This window comes from Legionella lytica (genome assembly GCF_044626755.1).
Classification (GTDB): Bacteria; Pseudomonadota; Gammaproteobacteria; order Legionellales; family Legionellaceae; genus Legionella; species Legionella lytica_A.
Genome location: NZ_JBGORX010000001.1, coordinates 1,749,309 through 1,769,598 on the forward strand (window position 1 = coordinate 1,749,309; position 20,290 = coordinate 1,769,598).

The following is a 20,290-nucleotide window of genomic DNA, read 5'->3' on the forward strand; positions in this document are numbered from 1 at the left end:
CGTAACTAAGGAATGAATAATGGCAAACTTTCTCTGCATCGCACAATTTATCTCTAAACCGGGTAAAGAAGAAGAACTATATAAATCCCTGTTAACTCTCCTGGCACCAACTCGAGCCGAGCCCGGATGCATCAGCTATAATCTGCATCAAAACGTGGAAAACTCCAGTATCTTCACCATGACGGAATGCTTTGAATCCAAAGAAGCATTTGATTTTCATGCTACCCAGCCTTATTTGCAGCAATTTAGAGAATCAGTAAAAGATGTGATTGAATCGGCAAGCTTAACGCTAGGAACAAAACTATAGTTTGATTACGAGCAACACACGCTTCTCCACCCCACTCTTACGTCCCACGACTTATCCGCGGGACGTAGGAGATGTGACCATGAGGTAACCAGACTACTTCGATTCAATAAAACTGTGCTACAACATCTTATTGAAAATAATCACTCCGAATAAATCACGCCCTCTTTCCTCCCGAAAAGTACATCCCTTTTTTTTCCAAAAATTAATTGGTACACTCTTGCAAAAATAGTCCTCTGTCGGATATAAAATTGACTCTCGATGCAAATAAATCAGCTGCTCTTGATGCACACATGGATGCGTTATTAACCAAGGAAAAAGTGGTTGTCATTATTCCGACATACAATGAAGCTTCGGTCATTGAAACCACCATAGAGCAAGTCTTTGCTGCTACGAGCTCTATGTCTAATTACGAACTGCATCTATTAATTTTTGATAGCGCCTCAACGGATAACACGCAGAGTATTGTACAGTCCCTACAAACACGCCATCCCAGATTACACTTAGGTTCGGAATCAGCCAAATCAGGCTTAGGCTCAGCCTACCTGCAAGCCATGAACTATGCGCTCAATGAAATGAATGCCGATATTGTCTTTGAATTTGATGCCGACCTATCGCACCAACCTAAATACATTGCCCCGATTTTGGAACAATTGGAACACTGTGATTGTGTTGTCGGCAGTCGCTATGTCCCCGGTGGCAGTATCCCCAAAAACTGGGCGTTTCATCGTAAATTATTTTCCGTTTTAGGCAACTACATTGCCCGAGCCGTGCTTACACCTAAATACAAAGATTTTACGAGCGGCTTTCGTGCGACCCGCCGTCAGCACTTATTAAAAATCCTCCCGCAAGGATTTTTAACCAATCATTATGCGTATAAGTTACAGTTATTATGGCTGCTGCACAAAAATAAAGCGCGAATTCGTGAATTTCCCATTGAGTTTGTTGATCGGGATTTAGGAGACAGTAAACTACCTAAAAACAGTATTGTCGACTCATTACGAGTTGTTTTTACCCTTCGTTATTACGAACTTAGACGTTATTTAAAAATGTGCCTGGTCGGCTCCCTGGGTATGATAGTTCAATTTGGGGTGTATAACCTGCTGCGCAATTATCTGCATCTGTCACCCTTTAGTGCCTCGCAACTTGCTGTATTTGCCGCCATCATTAATAACTTTATTTTGAATAATAAAGTTACTTTTCGTACCCACTACTCCGTTTCCCGTGCGCTAAAAATGCAACGGCTCGCCCTTTTTTCGATTTATTCGATTAGTATTATTTACTTACAAAGCTCTTGGCTACGCGTGGGTGTCCTCTGTTTTGGGGATGGAGCGCTCCAGGAAAATATAATTATGGGCATTGGTATTGGTTTAATGTCCCTTTTAAATTACTTCACTTACTCTCGCCATATCTGGGGAGAAAAACTTGCACTCAATAATTAAAGACAACCACCAATGACCTATGCACGTGCTACTTGTTTTCTTCTTGCACTCTACTTCGTGGTGCTATTAGGGCTAGCTCCTATCAATTTATTAGCATTTGATACTTACTATTATTGGGAATGGAGTCGCCATCTCGCCTTGTCTTATTACGATGGCTCCCCGATGATTGCCTATCTTATCAAACTGGCCACGCTGGCATTTGGCCATACGCTGTTTGCATTGAGCCTCGTAGGCATTGCGACCACCGCGCTTACCAGTTGGATTATCTATAAAACAGCGCGTTTTTTCTTATCCAAAGAAGCAAGTTACATTGCTACCCTTTCCTGGCTATTTTCTCCACTAGTCACCCTGGATATATTAAAACAAACAACCTATGACACCCCACTCACCCTATTTTGGGCCCTAACCCTTTATTACACCGTAAAATTCTTAAAAACCAATAACCATAAAGAACTCTATCTTATTGGAGCGAGTGCGGGCTTAATGATGCTTTCAAAATATTCCGGCATCGTCCTAATTCTCGCCTTACTCATTTTCTTAATCTCTAGCCCCTATCGTTCGATTTTTAAGAGCAAACACTTTTATTTAGCCCTATTGCTTTCCATGGTTATTTTTAGCCCAGTCCTTATTTGGAATTCTCAAAACCAATGGCAATCGTTTATCTATCAACTGACCACCCATCAACTCCATACGGCGGTAAATCCCTTCCTTAATGCAGGAAAAAGCTTCCTTACCCAATTTATTCCCTGTTTAAATGTGATGCTTCTTCCTCCATTTTTTTGGGGAACCAGAAAATTAGATGTGGATAAAGAATTAATCGTAAAATTATGTCGGATTGTAAGCCTTAGCTTTCTGTGCTTTTACCTATACACGGCAAGTAAAGCAGAGATTCGCGAGTATTGGCTAGCACCTTACCTAATCAGCAGTGCCTTATTACTAGGATATTGTTTTCAACTATTGCCCTATCGCAAATTGGCCAGCGCATTGATTGGAATCTATGCCCTAATCAGCTTTTTTATTGTTATCGATAATACCTATGTGTATCCTATCGTGAAAGCGAAAAAGCTGGTCGCATACCATCTAATCAAGCAATTTAATGAAGATTATCCTCAACTATCCAGCCCTGTGTTTACCTCAGGTTGGTTTGCTGCGCGCATGTTATTTTTCCTTAACCACAACCCAGCGGTTTACACCTTAGGTTGTGACACGCAACAAAATCAATATGCTGAATGGAGCACCACGATTAATAAACAAATTAGCGAGAAAACCTTAAAAGAAGCCTTCTATATTGACATCTATGACCGCAGCGCGTGCCTGGCTCAGCATTTTGCCCACTGCCAAAGAATCCCTACACGTAGCTATGAGTTCAGGCATAAAGAGCATGGGCTTTATGTTTATCGCTGCATGAATCCTTAAGCTGACATTAAGTTTAATTTAAGCTTTGTTGCCTCAAAAAGATAAGCCAGACTGTTTGCAACAAAGAGTACTTAGCTGTCGAATTACCGCCGCTTGACCGCGATACGCAGATTTATCTCACCCACGCCTAATTTATAGATACAGTGGGCAACCTAAATCATTTCTGTTCGCGGGCCGCTAGAGCCCAGCTCGCGATAGAACTAATTCCTAAAATCAGCAGAATTATGGCCAATGACCACTGACCATAGCCTCTAAGAGCAGCAATAATACCGCTCGTTAAAGCCGCAGTTAAATCTTGTAGGCTGGAGTATAATGCAGCAACGGTGCCTGCCATCTGGGGAAAAGGATGAAACGCTCCCGCAAATGCGTTAATAAAGGTGAACCCCGCGCCCATACAAAAAATGGCGACCGGAAAAATAATGCTCCACATCGTAGTGATGCCGAGTAAGGCTAAACCCACTAGACAAATACCGCCTAGCGTCATCAGCAACGCTCCAATAAGTACCATATAAGAAATCCCTTTGCGCATCACTAATTGACTATTAATAATGCCGCTAACACAAATACCAGCAGCAATAAAAACCGTTAATTTTCCAAACTCCATCGGCGTATAGCCTAAAACATCCTGAAAGAAAAAAGGTGCTATTACCAAGTAGGAAACAATGCCTGCGCAAGCAAAGCAAGAACACAGGGTATAGCCTAAAAATACTTTAGAGTGTAACAAAATAATAAAGTTTGCGCGCATTACCTTAAACTTAGTCGCATCAGGATTAAGATTTTTGTTGGTTTCCGGCAAAGCACAAAGCGCAAGCAGCCAGATCACTAAGCCAAAACATAACAAAAATAAAAAATTAGCCCGCCAACCGAATTGCTCCTGAATGTATCCGCCTAAAATCGGTGAGGCAACGATAATAAAAACACTCACAATCCCAACATAAGAACCAATTTTTGCCAGGGTTTTTCCCGTAAATAAATCACGAACTAAGGAGCGACCTACAGAACTACAACACCCAATGCCAAAACCCTGTAAAAAACGCCCTAGAATCAACATCCAAACGGAGGTGGCAAGAAAACAACATAAACTACCGAAAATACTTAAACCAATCCCAAACATGAGTGGCGGCTTACGACCAATTTTATCGGATAAGGGCCCATAAAATACATGCGAAATTCCTAAGCCCAGCATAAACAAAGACAAAGTCATTTGAATTGCCGCTTCACTACTATTAAAAACCTTGGTAATCGCAGGTAACGAAGGCACGTATTGATCAGTTGTTGTTTGCATTAATACCATGAGCAATAACACAACAAAAACTAAAAAAGGAGATACGATTCGGCGATCTGGTTTGGACATTAAATGATCCTTGAAGTTCATCAAGCCGCAATCCAAAATTACGGCTGAAAATCAAATTACATCATGCAAGAGAGCAAAATAGCAAGACAACTCGTACATAAAAGCCGGAACAACACTTAACTCCTGCTGATGCGTGCATCACGCAATACATCTTCAAGTATAGTATTAGTACGATAAATTGTAGATATAGCAATGGCCTCTACACTTGCCTCATCGAGCTCTGGCAATTTCTCCATTAGGCATTTACTGTAATTTAGAGCATCCGCAATGGTACATCTTTTCTCGCTATCTTTATCGATTAAACCGTATACCAACTTAATTATCGCCTGGTGCTGGGGAGAAACTGATTTAGGGTTAACTAAAAGAGCTGATGGATCCGAAACAAAATTTGCAGCAAATAAATCAGGGAAGAGTATCGCCACAATGAGTCCCATGCCATAGGTATCATTTAAAAAACCAGTTTTATGCACTGGATCTCGATAACGTTCCGTATACATCGTCCTTTTAGTGGAACCGTGTTTAAGCACTGAGCCAAAATCAATTAATCTCAATGCTTGGCCCGACACATCGAGAATAAAATTGTGCGGTTTAATATCATTATAAGTGCGGTAACGAGAATGCAGCTGGTTTAAGTTACTCAATGCAGTAATGATACATTTTAACCGCGTATCAAACGGCAAAAGACTTAGTTCCTCTCTGGAAACATGCCTTAAAGCTCGTCCTGGCTGCCAAGAGGAAACTACATAGGAGGAGTGACCCTCAGTAAAAAAGCGAGAATATCTTGAAAATAACCCATGGTATTTAGCCTCACGTCGGGCGGCCTGTTTTAAATCGGCGACAATCCCTGATTGTATCTCCTTAACACAATAGGCAGGCTCCACATCGTTAATTGATGAATAAGCTTGTCGAATTGTACCTTGCCCTCCTTGCGCAAAAAACTGAATATCTCTATGCAGCCAAAAACTATGCGCATCAGTTAACGTAATCTGTGCTTTCAATTGGTCATCAGATACGAGGCTCTCGGCAATGCCCACTTCTAAAAGCGAAAAAATTTTGGTTTGAACTCGCCGCAATGCACTTGCCAAAGCACTCTGATTAAGCAAGTTATGTTTTGCCAAATTAGTTACTATCAGGCTAATTCGTTTCACATTATTTTCGGATAAAAGACATAATTGCCACACATTTTCCGAACTTAATACCCCCGCAGCATGATGATGTAAAAAACTGATTAGCGTAAATAGGGGGTCAAAAGGTATGCGTGCTTTAGTCTCAAGTAATTTTTTATTGTGGAAGTCATAAGCTTGCTCTTGGGAAAAAAGTTCCAACAAAGCAATAAAGTCGAGAACCTCATCGTGAAGGTCAAACATCCCCTTATCGTATGCATAAACTGGCGCAGGCATACTCAGTTTTCCAGCATTCCATAACTCGCTTAATAGGAAACTCCTACCCATTATTACCGCATAAGCAGCCGGACTATACCCTGCCTTATTCTTTATCTCGGTGAAGGAAAATTGTTTTTCATACACCAACCAATAAACAATACTGACAAAACCATTCATTGCAGCAAAGTGCAATACCGTATCGCCATTCTCATCTTCACAGTGCAAACTATAGCCCTTTTGCTCCAATAATTGCAAAATATTTAAATGACCATAGCTGGCTGCCAACAAAACAGGATTTTGAATATCCACACAAGCTGCCGTTAATTGATGGGAATTAGGACCATTAAGTAACCAGACCACAGCATCATAGCAATTCCCTTTTATGGCTAATGATAAAGGGGAAAGTCCTGATCTGGCGCGAATGGCAAAAGAATATTGGTATTCATAGAACCACTTTAATAAGGACAGATGCCCATAAGCCGCAGCAAATAAAACCGCATCATAACCATTTTTATCTTGAGCAGAAATGACCTGCCGCCCCAATAGTTGATGAGCCCAATCAATGATGCTGACATGACCGTTCTCTGCCGCCAGCAAAATCGCATTTTGGCCTTCGATTAAAGAAAACTCAGAAAAAATATTCTCATCAATTAACCACTGCAAAAGACTCAGCTGACCTTTAGCCGCTACCAGCTGGACAATTTTTATATGGTGCAGTTCTTCGAGTTTATTTAAGGAGTATTGTGCGTGCATTGTTTTCAATGCACCAAGCTCCCCTTTCTCAATAATCGAAAGGATTTCTGTAATCGAGGGAACCAATTTAAGGGTATATAGTCGGTTTTGCAAATAGCGCTCCAGCCAGCCAGTTAACGCTCCATTCATACTTCTACGTGCTTCGATCATCGTTTTTTCATCAAGAGCAAGCTTTCTAGTAGTTATCAACCATTTCACTATCTCTAATTGCCCTCTTTTAGCGGCAAGATGTAAGAATTCATATAAATAAGGGGACTCTCTATCACCATATAATTGAGATACTAACCATTGGAATACCTCCAAACTTCCATAAGACAACGCGGCAGTAAAAACCGTGGTGCCATCTTTCGCTCGCTGCTCGACAAGAGGAAGTAGTCCTTGCTTTTCACATAACCATTGCAGTACCAGTAATTTGTTATATTTCGCTGCAGACATAGCTGGCGTAAGACCTTTCACACTTAACTCATTTAAAACATTAGGTTTTTTACCATACACGTAGTACAGAACCTCCAGCTGCCCATTTGCTGCAGCGAGGTTTATAATGCCATCTCCCTCGTTGTTTTTAACGTCCAAAGGCATTTTAAGAATCTCCACCATCCATTTAACGATGGAAACCTTGCCATTAATCGCGGCACATAATAAAGGGGAATTACCCCAGTAATCTCGTACATCGAGACTATAGTCTTGGGCTATTAACCATTTGAACACTGGCAAATGTCCATAGATTGCCGCAAGCAAAACAAGATCATATCTTTGCTGGCTAATGCGCTGAGTCGCCAGAAACTGTGAGCCTAAACGAGCGTGTAACCATTTTAAAATATGGAGATGGCCATACATGCCCGCAACCAGGATCGCATTCATCTCCTTAAGCCCCGGGCTAGGACCCTCCACTGTCACTGTAAGCGATGCATTATCGGCTATTTTTTCGGCAAAGAGCCACTGTAAAATCTCAAGCTGCCCAGTCATAACCGCAGAGTGAACGAGGATGAGCTTATATTTTGAATCGTGGGTATAAGGAGTAAGCAACTGCAAATCACCACCCTCCATGCCTTGAAAGATCGCCTCAACGTCTTCTGCGGATAATTCGTATGGATTGATTTCAGTACTATTGGCAGCTTTATGTTGTTTATCAAACATGTAAATACGATCCTTAAGGTTATAAAATAAAAATAGTGGTCAGATAGGGTAAACGACATTGAGCCCCAAGCAACCGACAATAATACATTATGGTCAAAACCAGCCCAACAACTTAGCCCTTTACCTCCGCAATGGTTCTGCTATGATAACTCCAATAGACAGGCGATTATATTTAAAGGATTAACACCATGGCGCACGACGATCTTAAGAAAAAATCTAAAGGACATATAATTCTCTCCTCTCATCCCTCAGTACACTCAGCCCCATCACTAAAAATAAAATGGGGTGCTCCTAGCGCGAAAGAGCGTGGACCCATTATTGCCTCCTTAACTAATATTCGTAATCGTAATGCCGTAGGCACACATTCAGGTTCTTATTCAGTGTATCGAGCCCTTGCGGTTGCTGCGGGTGTTTTAGATCCAGAACATGTCCCCGATCTGACCGATACCACCCCACCTGTAGCCATTGGCCCACACGCCCAATGGACTAATCCACAAAAAATTATTTCCTTAGATCCGTGGGGACATATGGTGGCCACCGAGTTTGCAGAAGAGATTCAGGCCGGTTATGACATTAGACCCACGATCGCCGTAACCAGAGCTCATATTAATATTCCTGAGTTACATACTGCAATGCAGAAAGGACGGCTCAAACCGGATGGGAAAATATTAAAAGAATCAGGTGATGTGACCGTAACCAAAGCGGCAATCGAGCCAGTTTGGTATTTACCCGGGATTGCTGAGCGTTTTCAAGTTTCAGAATCCGTCCTTCGCCGTACTCTGTTCGAGCAAACCGCAGGGATGTTCCCTGAATTAGTAACCCGCACCGACCTTGATGTCTTCTTACCCCCAATTGGCGGACTTACCGCCTATTTCTTTGGCGATGTGACCACTATTCATGACCCCAAAGTGGAGCTCACTTGTCGTATTCACGATGAATGCAATGGTTCTGACGTATTTGGCTCAGACATTTGTACCTGCAGACCTTATTTAACGCATGGCATTGAGCTGTGTATTGAATCCGCGCAAAAAGGCGGGGCGGGACTTATTGTTTATAACCGTAAGGAAGGTAGAGCTTTAGGAGAAGTCACCAAGTTTCTAGTATATAACGCGCGTAAACGCCAAAAAGGTGGAGATACCGCGGCAAAATACTTTGAGCGCACGGAGTGTGTTGCAGGAGTTCAAGACATGCGCTTCCAAGAACTTATGTCTGATGTGCTGCACTGGCTTGGTATTACCAAAATTCACCGTTTTGTTTCAATGTCTAATATGAAATACGATGCCCTCATTAAATCGGGGATTGAAGTTACTGAGCGCGTCACGATTCCAGATGAACTGGTTCCTCCTGATGCCCAGGTAGAAATGAATGCAAAACGTGCCGCGGGCTATTATTCGCCGGAACGTATCGTGGATATTAACGAGTTGGCAGAAACCAAAGGACGTGAGCTTCATGAATAAGGAACAACAAAAACAAGATCCCATATTAACCATGCTGCGCGATCCACATACCATACGAAATCGCGCCCATGCTATTTTAGAGCTTGCCAAACAAAACAAACTCCAACACTTTAGCTTGGACTCAGAACAAATGGCAGCTACCGCTTCGTTTGTTACGGAAGTAATTCAAGAACAATACCCTAATTTAGATATTCCCTATCACAGTCGCTGGCGGCATTTTGAAGCAGGCGGTATTGACCGCATGCAAAAAATGCAGGAGCAACTAAGTTCACTAAGCCCTGTAGAGCGAGGCAAGGTGCTTTATGAGTTAGTAATTATCAGTGTATTTCTGGATGCCGGAGCAGGTCCTTCCTGGCGCTATAAAGAGCATACTACGGGAAAAGAGTTTTCACGCTCTGAAGGCCTGGCAATAGCAAGCTTGGACCTTTATCAAAGTGGTGGCTTTAGCGCCCATCCTCAAGAACCATTTCGCGTAGACGCGCAACGTTTAATCACCTTAAGGGAAGAGGAGCTGCAACAAGGCTTTCAAGTCAGTAGCAACAATCCTCTTGAAGGGGTTTCAGGTCGAGTCGCCTTATTAAACCGCTTAGGTAAAGCGATACAAGAAAATACAGAATATTTTGGACAAGCAGGCCGTTTAGGTGATTTCTATACCTATGTCAGTGGCATGGCAACACATGGCCAGCTAGAGGCCGCTCAAATGTTCCAAGCAGTACTTGGCGCCTTTAACAGCATCTGGCCAGCACGATTGAATTATCAAGGGGTCGCCCTGGGTGATGTATGGCTGCATAGTGCTTTAAAAAGTCAGGACACTGGCTCTGAATATGTTCCATTCCATAAATTATCACAATGGCTCACCTACTCTCTTATGGAGCCTTTAGAACAAGCAGGAATTCAGGTGACACAACTTGAAACCTTAACCGGCTTGCCCGAGTATCGCAACGGGGGATTATTAATTGATACAGGCTTGCTTCGGCTTAAAGATCAAAATGCCCTGCACCAAGCTCATGATCCCAGTTCTGAACTGGTAGTGGAATGGCGAGCCTTAACCGTAGCGCTACTGGATGAATTGGCCGATTTAATTAGGCAAAATCTACATAAAAGTACTCAAGAGCTACCACTCGCAAAAATCTTGCAAGGAGGTACCTGGGAAGCAGGACGGCGTATTGCCAGGGAAAAACGTAATCACGGTATCCCACCGCTACAAATTATTAGTGATGGTACTGTATTTTAGGAGTTATGATGCAAAATCAAGAAGTTGTGGTAGTTAATCATCCGTTAATTCAACATAAATTAACGATTATGCGCCAAAAGGAAACTAGCTCCGTAAAGTTTCGCACCTTGATGCATGAAGTAAGTATGTTATTGGCCTATGAAATTACTCGCGATCTGGAAGTCGAGTATGCCGAAATTGAAACACCCATGGCAACAATGCAATCTCCTGTCCTCAAAGGCAAAAAAATGGTATTTGTTTCTATTTTACGGGCGGGAAATGGGTTAGTGGATGGCATGTTACAACTTGTTCCGACTGCGCGCATTGGCCATATTGGCTTATATCGTGATCCCAAAACTTTAGAAGCTATTGAGTATTACATTAAATTACCCGAACACATGCACGATCGCGATGTAATTGTTGTCGATCCCATGCTTGCCACAGGAAACTCTGCTATCGCAGCAGTTAAAGAAATTAAAGAAAGAGAACCTAAATCCATTAAGTACCTTTGTCTACTTGCCTCTCCCGAAGGTATAGCTACGTTCCATGAAGAGCATCCCGACGTGACCATTTTCACTGCCGCCATTGATGAGAAATTGAATGAGAAAGGATACATCATACCCGGTTTAGGGGATGCTGGAGACAGGCTCTACGGAACCAAGTTAGACTATTAATGAAGACCTTGCCCGTGTTAACGTAGTGTAAGAAGGGCAAGGTATCCAACGCTTTACAATGCTAACCAATCTGTAGTATTAAAGTAATACACAGCATAAAAATACCGTCTATGTTGAAAAAATACGCATATATTGGTAATATTATGAACAATTAGGGCCTTTTTGTATTAGTATTAACCGATACAAGCCCGTTTAAAGGTAGGATGTATGGCGATAAATGAATCCGTGGCGGTACCCGTATCAGGAGCAGATCAAAGCTCAACTACTTGGGAAAAGCAAGATACAGTTTGGATGCTGAGTCTTTATGGTACTGCAGTAGGAGCAGGAACTCTTTTCCTCCCTATTGACGCTGGCTTAAATGGCATTTTACCCTTAATTATCATGGCCATATTAGCCTTCCCAATGACCTACTTTTCACATCGAGCCTTATGCCGATTTGTTTTATCGGGCTCTTCCGCACACAACAACATTACGGATGTAGTTGAAGAACATTTTGGTACGTTTTCGGGTCGAATCCTAACCGCCTTATATTTTTTTTCGATTTACCCCATTTTATTAATGTACAGCGTCGCAATTACTAATACGGTAGAGAGCTTTCTAATAAATCAAGTCGGTGTCTCCGCCCCACCCCGAGCTCTTTTAGCAATTATTCTTATTCTTGCCTTAATGGCAATCATTCGTTTTGGCCAGGAATTTATTGTAAAATCCATGTCGCTCCTGGTTTACCCGTTCGCGACTATTTTACTATTTCTCTCTTTATATTTAATTCCTAATTGGAATAATGCCATTTTACAACAAAGTAACTCCTTACATGCAAATGGTGGACAAGGATTACTAATGACTCTATGGTTAGTCATCCCTGTCATGGTATTTTCTTTTAATCACTCCCCCATTATTTCATCTTTTGCGGTTAATCAAAAAGAGCGCCTGGGGGCTTCGGCAGATAAGCGTTGTACTAAAATCATGAAATACAGCCATTTAATGATGGTTTTTTCTGTTATGTTTTTTGTGTTTAGCTGCGTATTTAGTCTTTCTCCTCAAGATTTAATGCAAGCGAAACAACAAAATATCTCAATTTTGTCTTATCTTGCGAATCATTTTAAAACCCCATTGATCGCATGCATCGCACCAATTATTGCCTTTATAGCCATTTCCAAATCGTTTTTAGGACATTATCTAGGAGCAAAAGAAGGCTTAAGCAGCATTATTGTTAATTCGTTAAAATCGTCTGGAAAAACGCTCAGTAAAGATAGGCTGCAACTGATTATTGAAGTGTTTATGATAATTACTTGTTGGATCACTGCCACCATTAATCCCAACATCCTCAAAATCATTGAAACCCTGGGTGGGCCAGTTATTGCCGTACTCTTATTCATTATGCCGATGTATGCGATTGCCAAAGTACCTGCGATGCAAAAATACGCCACCCACAAAATCAGCAATCTTTTCACCGTTATTATAGGCGTGATTGCAATTTCTGCGCTTATTTACGGCTTGCTTTAAATAGATATCGTAGGCTGGGCTGATAAGCGCAGCCTACATTCAAGGCCAGGTTTCCTACCCTACACTTGCCTCCATACGCCAAGATATGAAACAATTGAGCAAATTACTCATGCAGTTGCCTTAAATGCACAGTGAATTTCATTATTTACCCATAGAGAATATCCAAGGCGGTCAATATCAACCTCGACAAGACTTCAATCTCGATGCCTTAAAAGAACTCGCCCAATCTATTGCTTCTCAGGGCTTAATCGAACCCCTTATCGTACGTGCTATAGCCAAAGAGCGCTATGAAATTATTGCCGGTGAACGACGTTGGCGTGCTGCGAAAATTGCAGGAATGCAACAAGTACCCTGTTTAGTCGGTAATTACAGCGACAAACAAGCGTGTGCATTAACCTTAGTAGAAAATATCCAACGTGAAGATTTAAACCTTATTGAAGAGGCAAGTGCATATCGACGCTTGATGGATGAATTCAACTACCTCCAAGATGAAATTGCCACCTTGGTTGGTAAATCACGCAGTCATATCGCCAATATCTTACGTTTATTAAGCCTAACTCCTTATGTGAAGGATTATCTTCGCGATCGCGTTCTATCTTTAGGGCACGCCCGCACCTTGATTAGCTTAAGCCCAACAGACCAAGAATATTTAGCTGACCAAGCGGTACGAGAGCAGTGGTCTGTGCGTCAATTAGAACAGGCTGTAAAAGAACAAAAAACCCAAAATACAACCCCAGTGAAGAATAACAAAAAAGATCGCGACATTGCGCGGTTACAAACTATCTTGGCAGAACAAGTAGGTGCGCCTGTAGAAATAATCGACGATAAAGGCGATGGCGGCTGGCTTAAAGTGAAATTTTTTAACAATGACACGCTTGCAGGGCTTTTGGAGCGCCTGGGCTTACGATATGATTAGGATCTGCTTCCCAAAGCAGCCTCTAACCCTAATAAAAACAATTATCCTAAAAAAGGAACCACATTGATAAAACGGATGCTAACTAGCTTGTGTTTGATGGCATTATCGTCAGGCTCTCAAAGCGGCAGTGTACAAAGTGATGTAGACGCATTAATTAAGCGAGTAAACCCCAATGTCAATCTTGGCATAGTCGTTATTGATTTAACCTCAGGGGAAACTTTATACCGCCGTAATGCAGACCGTTTTTACATTCCAGCCAGCAACATGAAACTGTTTTCTGAAGCCGCCGCCATAATGGTCCTTGGCCCAGATTATCATTTTACCAACCAATTAAGTATCGGTTCTGGAAAAGTACAGCAAGGTGTATTGCATGGTGATATTTATCTAAAGCTCAGTGGCGATCCCTCCTTCTCTCGTGATGATTTAAAAGAATTACTTTCTACGTTAAAAGATTGGGACATCCGCGAGATTCAAGGCAATGTTTATATTGATAGCAATCTAGCCAAGGTAGATACTTACCCTCCTGGATGGTTAAGCACGGATTTGTCTTATAGTTATGGTGCTCCCAATGCTCCGGTAGTGCTTGATGCAAATCGCTTAACGGTTACCGTAAACCCAGGAGCTAAAGTCGGAGATCCAGCAATTGTCGAGGCAAACGATGGGGGTGCAGCAATCAGCATTAATAATCAAGCCACCACTAGGGCCAGTGCGGAAGGTTGTGGCGTTGGCTTTTCATTAGATCAAGACAATCATCTAACTGCCCGTGGCTGTATAGGGGTAGGTCAAGGAGCTGTGCAACAGCGAATGGCCATAAAAAATCCTCTAGCCTATGCTCAAGGAATGATTCAAAGTAATTTGACCCAAGTCAATATTCAACTTAATGGCCAGGTAGAGTTAGGGAAAACCCCTGAAGGGGCATTATTAATTGCCAACCAACGTTCAAAAGCCTTATCGGAGTTGATGGCCGATACACTCAAACCCTCCGATAATTTATATGCGGACAGTTTATATTTACACGCAGCAACAAAACTCAATGGTGCTCCCGTCAACTGGAAAGAAGCAGAGCCTCTTATCAAAAGCTTTTTACAAACACAAACTGGAATTGATTTTAGTCGTTCTGTATTTACCGATGGCTCGGGATTATCTCGTTATAGTTTGGTTACGCCTGAACAAACTATTTCGCTATTAACGTTTTTATATCAACGCTTCCCGCTTGCTTATGAATACATTGCGGCCCTACCCGTTTCTGGTCGTGATGGCACCCTGCAAAAGCGATTCCGTGTGCCAACGCAGCAAGGTTTTGTGCGCGCGAAAACCGGCACGATGACGGGAATAAATAGTCTGTCAGGTTATTTATATACGGCTAATGGCCATACCTTGGCCTTTGCCATGTATGTTAATAGACAACCAGGAAAAGCCTCCGGTCCCGGCCGGCCGGTATTAGACGCTTTATGTACTTATTTTCTCAAGCTAAGTCCCGTCATAAATCATGCCCCCCAGCTGGTGACCGCACATAAACCAGTTAATTTCCAATTAAGACCGAATCAAATAGAACGGCAAAAAGTGCATCAAGCCAAATGGCGACGTTTAGAATCAGCAATACGCACCGCGCTACGTGACCAAGCAGTGAATATTATCTATCGTGGCGATGAGTTAGTGGTAACGGATAATCAATCAGATGCCAATAAAGTATGGTCATCCTTGCAATCCGTCGTGCAAAAATACCCTTTTGCGGTGATGTTGTCCTCCAAAACCCTGGCAATTAATCCTGCTGCTAAACCTGCTTTGCTGTGGGTCCAGGCAACAGATGCGACCAACCAAACTGAGCGCGTATGGACAATCAAAGAATCAGCCTAATAAATAGCCACATAGAACAAGAATAGCCTTTTTATCGCACTTGGGTGTATAATAATGAGGGCATTGTGGTACCTTCGTTCTTTGCCTAAGATCCAGAAACTTTAGCAAGGTCCCTGAGGCCGCGGAAAAACGTGGCACGTCCGCGTTTTGGAAAAAAAGAGCGAGTTTTTCACCTTGCAGCAATTCATAGTTGGGTGAAATAACACCCTCATACCGCTATTTTGGAGAAAAAATTGAGCCTGACTATCCGTATTCTACTCCTCACCTTTTTCCTGTTAACCTCCACATTTGCCGCGCCAATACAGTTTTTAACAGTAAGCGATATCCATTACGGCGATAATAATACACTAGGTGATGGCCAAGATGCCGGACCTGAGCTACTTAAGCTTACCGAAAATAAAATAAAAGAATTAAGTCCTGGAGTGAATTTTATTCTTTTTTTAGGTGATATCCCTACTCATGCCTTGTTCTTTGCTTCTACTAAAGCAGAATATGAAAAAATTGTTTTTCAAAGCCTATACCGCAGTGATATAGCCCAAAAACCTATGTTTTATATTCCAGGAAATAATGATTCGCTTCAAGGTAACTATCAGCCTTTTGCAGTTAATGACATTTCCCCATTGACCTATGCTACAGATTGGGATGGAGCTTGCGCTCATTGTAAAGATTTAATAATTGACGACAGCCATATGTATCATGATGGCTACTATTCCAGCTACGTTATTCCTAATAACAGAGAAGTCATCCTATTAGCCTTAAATGCAACCCAATGGACCAAAGTATCTTGGTTAAGACATGGATTTTTCGCGAAATACAAAAACCAAGAAGCCGATGCACAAATACAATTGGCCTGGTTAGAAGAGCAATTAAAAAATCACAGTGCAAAACAATTACTTATTGCGATGCATGAGCCTCCAGGACGCTCTTACCTGGGCGAGCCGATATGGCATGAACAATACGAACAAGAATTCATAAAAATTATTAATAAATACAATCAGCTATATGGGCAAATCACGCTGCTTAGCTCGCATACCCATATGGAAGAGTTCCGCAGGATTCGCTTAGATAATGGGGTTAATTTGTATGATTACGCTACCCCAAGCATCAGTCGTAATCACCATAACTACTCTGCCTTTAAAATATTTAGCCTTAACCCTCAATTGCGAATCAAAGACTTTACCACCTACTACACCAGATCTTTGCACGAATGGAATAATGAGCACTACCATGCTCTGAGTGCGCCAGATCCTATTCTACCTAATTGCCAAAATCGAACATTGGCAGAATGCCTCGATCAATTAAGCCCAGACCAAGTCTGCGAGAATTTGGATAAAGGAGCATTTTACGGGGTAAAAAATCCTAATGTACCCGATAACAACTGCAAAAAAATCTTTGTAGTTAACTAAGAACCCGTCCTGAATTGAAAAAATTATCAGTTCAGGACTAAATATGTGTGGTATATTCAATTTTCAGCAGTAATACTCTGGAGGCTGTATTCGCAATAATGACATACACAAAAAATATCCCAACAGCGCATCAACTAGATGATGAGCGCTTCATAACCACATTATTCGAAAGCTCTTCCTCATCATTTTTTTGTGCGCTGTATTTATCTTTAAAATCCTTAAATTTTTCTGCCCCATCCACATTGTATTCAAAAGTCTTCGAAGGTCCTGGTTCTGCTTTTGCAGGAACATCCGTTCCATAGCTAAAGGAACGAAAAACGGATGTAATACCCTGACCCATAATCGATATCATTGCAGGAATACGAGAAGCCACATTGATTGCAGCGGCAGTCATTACTTGCCCCATCAGCTTATTATTATTTTGGATTACATCCAAGCCTAAATACTCATCAATTGCCTCCGAATATCCTATTTTGGAATTGAGGATGTAGGTAGTACAGACATGATAGCCAGGAATATTGTCGACCTTAATTCCATTACTTCGAGCAATTGATTCAAGTGCGGAACCATCATGCATTAATTTTCTGGCATCGGCAGCAAGGTCACTCACCTCTTTTTGATAAGGATCAATAGTTAACATAAGGTAATTAAAGGCTTCGCCTCCGGCAATGATTAAACTCTCTTTAGTTAAATAGCCCTTAATACTTTGACCAACAAAATCATAGCCCTTTTGAAAATAGCTACCGTCACATATAGCCTCTGCTTCCTTATTAACCTCTTCCCTATTATGATTTTCGTAAGGGCTTTTTTGTCGATTTCTCTTTCTTTTACTCATCACAACCTCAACAAAAAAACAACCCGTACATTAATTATATACAAAGATCTTTTTACGCGCATAAAAATACATCTGCTCTTAGCTTTTCATAGTATTTCTACGTATTGATTAACAAAACGACTGATCTGTATACTTATTAAACAGAAATATACTGGTGCTACAACATGAACTCATCTACGCGAATATTTATTGTCGGTCATCCTGGAGCAGGTAAAGCTTTATTAGCCAGAACTATTGCCGAAAATCTCAGTGGGAACTATATCGATGCGGATTTAGGCTTAGAATATTTTTTTGGGCTTTCTGTTAATGAGGTATTAGGAGAGCAAGGCGCAAAAAATTTTTTATGCAAATATTAGGTTGCTCCTCAAGCAAAGAACTTATTGCACTGTATCATCAAAAACCATAGCCAACATGGAGCTCCTTGATCTAACTCCCAAAATATGGATACCGCGATGAAACCTTAAATCCGATAAATTATCAGTTAGTTAGCAATTCAGTTGTTGCTCTGCTACTATAATTTTATTTTCCGAAAATTTAATCATGAACAACAATCAATTTGATCTAATCGTTATTGGTGGTGGTAGTGGTGGTATTGCAAGTGCCGTACGAGCAGCCAAGCATGGTGCTAAAGTGGCCGTAGTTGAACCCAATCACTTAGGTGGTACCTGCGTCAACGTAGGCTGTGTCCCCAAAAAGATGATGTTTAATGCCTCTATGATGGCCGAAGCAATGCATCGTGCACCAGACTATGGCTTTGATCCCGTGGCAGTAAAATTGAATTGGAATGATTTAGTTAACAAACGTAATGCCTATATTGACCGCCTAAGAGCAAGTTATAGCAAACGTTTTGAACAATTTAACATTACCCAAATTCATGGTTATGGTGCATTTCATGATAAAAATTCAGTCGTAGTAGATGAGCAAATTTACCATGCGAACCATATCATTATTGCCACCGGTGGGGAACCAGTCATCCCCATGTTCACTGGCATGAAACATGTAATTGATTCAGATGGTTTTTTTTCATTAACCAAACAACCAGAAAAAGTGGCCATCATTGGTAGTGGCTATATTGGCGTAGAACTGGCCGGTGTGTTAAATGGCTTAGGTTCTGAAACCCATTTGCTGATGCGCGGAGAAAAACCTCTAAGTCGTTTTGATCACGTTTTAGGTGACACTCTTTTGGAAGTAATGCAACAACAAGGCATTCATGTCCATCAAAATCATCGCGCTTGTGAAGTTACCTTACATACCGACGGCAGAAAAGCCATAGCTTGCCAAAGCGGTGCTCTACTTTCCGATCTGGATGTCATCATTGCGGCCGTAGGTAGAAAACCTCGTACACATACCTTAAATTTAAATGCCGTAGAGATTAAAACTGATGAACATGGTTTAGTGGCTGTAGATGCATTCCAAAATACCAGCACAGCAGGAATTTACGCCATTGGCGATGTAACTGAGGCACCAGCCCTTACTCCAGTGGCTATTGCTGCCGGACGTAGACTTTCTGACCGTCTATTTGGTAAACACCCCGACGCACATTTAAATTATGACTACATTTCATCTGTAGTATTTAGTCATCCACCTGTCGGTACTGTAGGACTAACTGAAGAGGCTGCCCTACAAAAATACGGTAAAGAGCAGATCAAAGTCTATCAGACACGTTTTAACTCCATGTACTATGCTTCAAGTGATGATAAAATTCCAACCGTAATGAAGCTAGTGACCCTAGGCAAGGAAGAACGAATTGTTGGTTTACATGTAATCGGCTTAGGTGCTGATGAAATGTTACAGGGTTTTGGGGTGGCAGTAAAAATGGGTGCCTGTAAAAAGGACTTCGATAATACAGTGGCTATTCATCCAACAAGTGCCGAAGAATTTGTAACTATGGTGTAATAAGATGAATTATTCTATTCGTAATTTCCAGGGTAAAAGCCCTGCTCAAGGCAGTAAAGTTTATATTGACCCACAATCAACGGTAATTGGTGATGTGACCTTAGGAGACGATGTTTCTATTTGGCCAATGGCAGTTTTACGTGGAGATGTAAATTTCATAAAAATAGGTAATGCCTGTAGTATTCAAGACGGCGCTATTCTCCATGTTACCCATGATGGCCCTTATACTTCCGGGGGGAAGCCTTTGATTTTAGGTCAGGGTATTACAGTAGGACATCAGGCAGTATTACATGGCTGTACTATTGATGATTATTGCCTCATAGGCATGGGAGCACTGATTTTAGATGCTGTTCATATTCAGCATCATGTCATGGTTGCCGCAGGGAGTGTCGTTTCGCCAGGGAAGATACTGGAAAGCGGTTATTTATACCTAGGCAATCCAGCTCGTGCGGTTCGCAAACTAACAGCAACCGAATTAGAACAATTGGAATACTCAGCACAACATTATGTGCGTTTGAAGGATAAATATTTAGATCAAAAGTAAATCTAAAGCCTGGTTGCAAACAACCAGGTTTTCCTTGTCAATTTCATGAATGACAGAAACAAAAAAAGCGGCACAAGGCCGCTTTTCTCTTTTAATAAAACCCTGGCGATGACCTACTTTCACATGAGGAGACCTCACACTATCATTGGCGCATGTCTGTTTCACTTCTGAGTTCGAGATGGATTCAGGTGGTTCCAGACC

Annotated in this window: 16 protein-coding genes and 1 rRNA gene; 13 read left to right on the forward strand and 4 right to left on the reverse strand. The window is 41.6% G+C overall.

What is annotated here, in order from left to right:
• Positions 1–19 precede the first annotated feature (19 nt).
• The 3 genes from ACD661_RS07390 (at position 20) to ACD661_RS07400 (ending at position 3,162) form a co-directional block, all read left to right on the forward strand.
• The gene (locus ACD661_RS07390) at positions 20–307 is read left to right on the forward strand and encodes a putative quinol monooxygenase (RefSeq protein WP_400187181.1); all 288 of its coding nucleotides are present in this window, start codon (positions 20–22) and stop codon (positions 305–307) included.
• Positions 308–597: 290 nt separating this feature from the next.
• The gene (locus tag ACD661_RS07395; RefSeq protein ID WP_400187246.1) at positions 598–1,746 is read left to right on the forward strand and encodes a glycosyltransferase family 2 protein; all 1,149 of its coding nucleotides are present in this window, start codon (positions 598–600) and stop codon (positions 1,744–1,746) included.
• A 12-nt stretch (positions 1,747–1,758) separates the two neighbouring features.
• Positions 1,759–3,162, forward strand: a complete 1,404-nt coding sequence (locus tag ACD661_RS07400) for a glycosyltransferase family 39 protein (RefSeq protein ID WP_400187182.1) — start codon at positions 1,759–1,761, stop codon at positions 3,160–3,162.
• Between the two features lie 157 nt (positions 3,163–3,319).
• On the opposite strand, the gene ACD661_RS07405 is transcribed toward ACD661_RS07400, so the two are convergent.
• Both ACD661_RS07405 and ACD661_RS07410 read right to left on the reverse strand, forming a co-directional pair.
• A complete protein-coding gene (locus tag ACD661_RS07405) occupies positions 3,320–4,516 on the reverse strand; it encodes a multidrug effflux MFS transporter (protein WP_400187183.1) in 1,197 nt (398 codons plus the stop codon).
• A 116-nt stretch (positions 4,517–4,632) separates the two neighbouring features.
• Positions 4,633–7,788: an ankyrin repeat and protein kinase domain-containing protein gene (locus ACD661_RS07410; RefSeq protein ID WP_400187184.1), complete on the reverse strand. Its 3,156-nt coding sequence runs from the start codon at positions 7,786–7,788 to the stop codon at positions 4,633–4,635.
• A 188-nt stretch (positions 7,789–7,976) separates the two neighbouring features.
• Here ACD661_RS07410 and ACD661_RS07415 point away from each other — a divergent pair, with 188 nt between their 5' ends.
• From ACD661_RS07415 to ACD661_RS07445, 7 genes are all read left to right on the forward strand, one after another.
• Positions 7,977–9,245 (forward strand): GTP cyclohydrolase II, encoded by a 1,269-nt coding sequence (locus ACD661_RS07415; RefSeq protein WP_400187185.1) that lies wholly within the window; start codon positions 7,977–7,979, stop codon positions 9,243–9,245.
• On the forward strand, positions 9,238–10,479 hold the full coding sequence (locus tag ACD661_RS07420) for a URC4/urg3 family protein (RefSeq protein ID WP_400187186.1): 1,242 nt from the start codon (positions 9,238–9,240) through the stop codon (positions 10,477–10,479). The genes ACD661_RS07415 and ACD661_RS07420 overlap by 8 nt, the downstream gene beginning before the upstream one ends.
• Before the next feature lie 8 nt (positions 10,480–10,487).
• Complete coding sequence (upp, locus tag ACD661_RS07425) at positions 10,488–11,132, forward strand: uracil phosphoribosyltransferase (protein ID WP_400187247.1); 645 nt, start codon at positions 10,488–10,490, stop codon at positions 11,130–11,132.
• A gap of 207 nt (positions 11,133–11,339) precedes the next feature.
• Positions 11,340–12,635 (forward strand): serine/threonine transporter, encoded by a 1,296-nt coding sequence (locus ACD661_RS07430; protein ID WP_400187187.1) that lies wholly within the window; start codon positions 11,340–11,342, stop codon positions 12,633–12,635.
• A gap of 124 nt (positions 12,636–12,759) precedes the next feature.
• A complete protein-coding gene (locus ACD661_RS07435; protein WP_400187188.1) occupies positions 12,760–13,551 on the forward strand; it encodes a ParB/RepB/Spo0J family partition protein in 792 nt (263 codons plus the stop codon).
• A gap of 66 nt (positions 13,552–13,617) precedes the next feature.
• Positions 13,618–15,408 (forward strand): D-alanyl-D-alanine carboxypeptidase/D-alanyl-D-alanine endopeptidase, encoded by a 1,791-nt coding sequence (dacB, locus tag ACD661_RS07440; RefSeq protein WP_400187248.1) that lies wholly within the window; start codon positions 13,618–13,620, stop codon positions 15,406–15,408.
• A gap of 233 nt (positions 15,409–15,641) precedes the next feature.
• Complete coding sequence (locus tag ACD661_RS07445; protein WP_400187189.1) at positions 15,642–16,814, forward strand: metallophosphoesterase; 1,173 nt, start codon at positions 15,642–15,644, stop codon at positions 16,812–16,814.
• Positions 16,815–16,944: 130 nt separating this feature from the next.
• Here the strand turns inward: ACD661_RS07445 and ACD661_RS07450 are convergent, their stop codons facing one another.
• Positions 16,945–17,649 (reverse strand): hypothetical protein, encoded by a 705-nt coding sequence (locus tag ACD661_RS07450; RefSeq protein ID WP_400187190.1) that lies wholly within the window; start codon positions 17,647–17,649, stop codon positions 16,945–16,947.
• A 164-nt stretch (positions 17,650–17,813) separates the two neighbouring features.
• Between ACD661_RS07450 and ACD661_RS07455 the strand changes: the two genes are divergently transcribed.
• From ACD661_RS07455 to ACD661_RS07465, 3 genes are all read left to right on the forward strand, one after another.
• A complete protein-coding gene (locus ACD661_RS07455; protein WP_400187191.1) occupies positions 17,814–18,005 on the forward strand; it encodes a shikimate kinase in 192 nt (63 codons plus the stop codon).
• A 184-nt stretch (positions 18,006–18,189) separates the two neighbouring features.
• Complete coding sequence (gene gorA / locus ACD661_RS07460; RefSeq protein WP_400187192.1) at positions 18,190–19,545, forward strand: glutathione-disulfide reductase; 1,356 nt, start codon at positions 18,190–18,192, stop codon at positions 19,543–19,545.
• A gap of 4 nt (positions 19,546–19,549) precedes the next feature.
• Positions 19,550–20,089, forward strand: coding sequence for a gamma carbonic anhydrase family protein (locus tag ACD661_RS07465; RefSeq protein ID WP_400187193.1), 540 nt, complete (start codon positions 19,550–19,552; stop codon positions 20,087–20,089).
• Between the two features lie 100 nt (positions 20,090–20,189).
• Here ACD661_RS07465 and rrf read toward each other — a convergent pair.
• Positions 20,190–20,290 (reverse strand): 5S ribosomal RNA (rrf, locus tag ACD661_RS07470); the annotation flags it as partial.

Excerpts from the sequence above, each read along its gene's own strand:
- ACD661_RS07390 (WP_400187181.1), top strand. The coding sequence starts at position 20 with ATGGCAAACTTTCTCTGCATCGCACAATTTATCTCTAAACCGGGTAAA.
- ACD661_RS07395 (WP_400187246.1), top strand. The coding sequence starts at position 598 with ATGGATGCGTTATTAACCAAGGAAAAAGTGGTTGTCATTATTCCGACA.
- ACD661_RS07400 (WP_400187182.1), top strand. The coding sequence starts at position 1,759 with ATGACCTATGCACGTGCTACTTGTTTTCTTCTTGCACTCTACTTCGTG.
- ACD661_RS07405 (WP_400187183.1), bottom strand. The coding sequence starts at position 4,516 with ATGTCCAAACCAGATCGCCGAATCGTATCTCCTTTTTTAGTTTTTGTT.
- ACD661_RS07410 (WP_400187184.1), bottom strand. The coding sequence starts at position 7,788 with ATGTTTGATAAACAACATAAAGCTGCCAATAGTACTGAAATCAATCCA.
- ACD661_RS07415 (WP_400187185.1), top strand. The coding sequence starts at position 7,977 with ATGGCGCACGACGATCTTAAGAAAAAATCTAAAGGACATATAATTCTC.
- ACD661_RS07420 (WP_400187186.1), top strand. The coding sequence starts at position 9,238 with ATGAATAAGGAACAACAAAAACAAGATCCCATATTAACCATGCTGCGC.
- upp (WP_400187247.1), top strand. The coding sequence starts at position 10,488 with ATGCAAAATCAAGAAGTTGTGGTAGTTAATCATCCGTTAATTCAACAT.
- ACD661_RS07430 (WP_400187187.1), top strand. The coding sequence starts at position 11,340 with ATGGCGATAAATGAATCCGTGGCGGTACCCGTATCAGGAGCAGATCAA.
- ACD661_RS07435 (WP_400187188.1), top strand. The coding sequence starts at position 12,760 with ATGCACAGTGAATTTCATTATTTACCCATAGAGAATATCCAAGGCGGT.
- ACD661_RS07450 (WP_400187190.1), bottom strand. The coding sequence starts at position 17,649 with ATGAGTAAAAGAAAGAGAAATCGACAAAAAAGCCCTTACGAAAATCAT.
- ACD661_RS07455 (WP_400187191.1), top strand. The coding sequence starts at position 17,814 with ATGAACTCATCTACGCGAATATTTATTGTCGGTCATCCTGGAGCAGGT.
- gorA (WP_400187192.1), top strand. The coding sequence starts at position 18,190 with ATGAACAACAATCAATTTGATCTAATCGTTATTGGTGGTGGTAGTGGT.
- ACD661_RS07465 (WP_400187193.1), top strand. The coding sequence starts at position 19,550 with ATGAATTATTCTATTCGTAATTTCCAGGGTAAAAGCCCTGCTCAAGGC.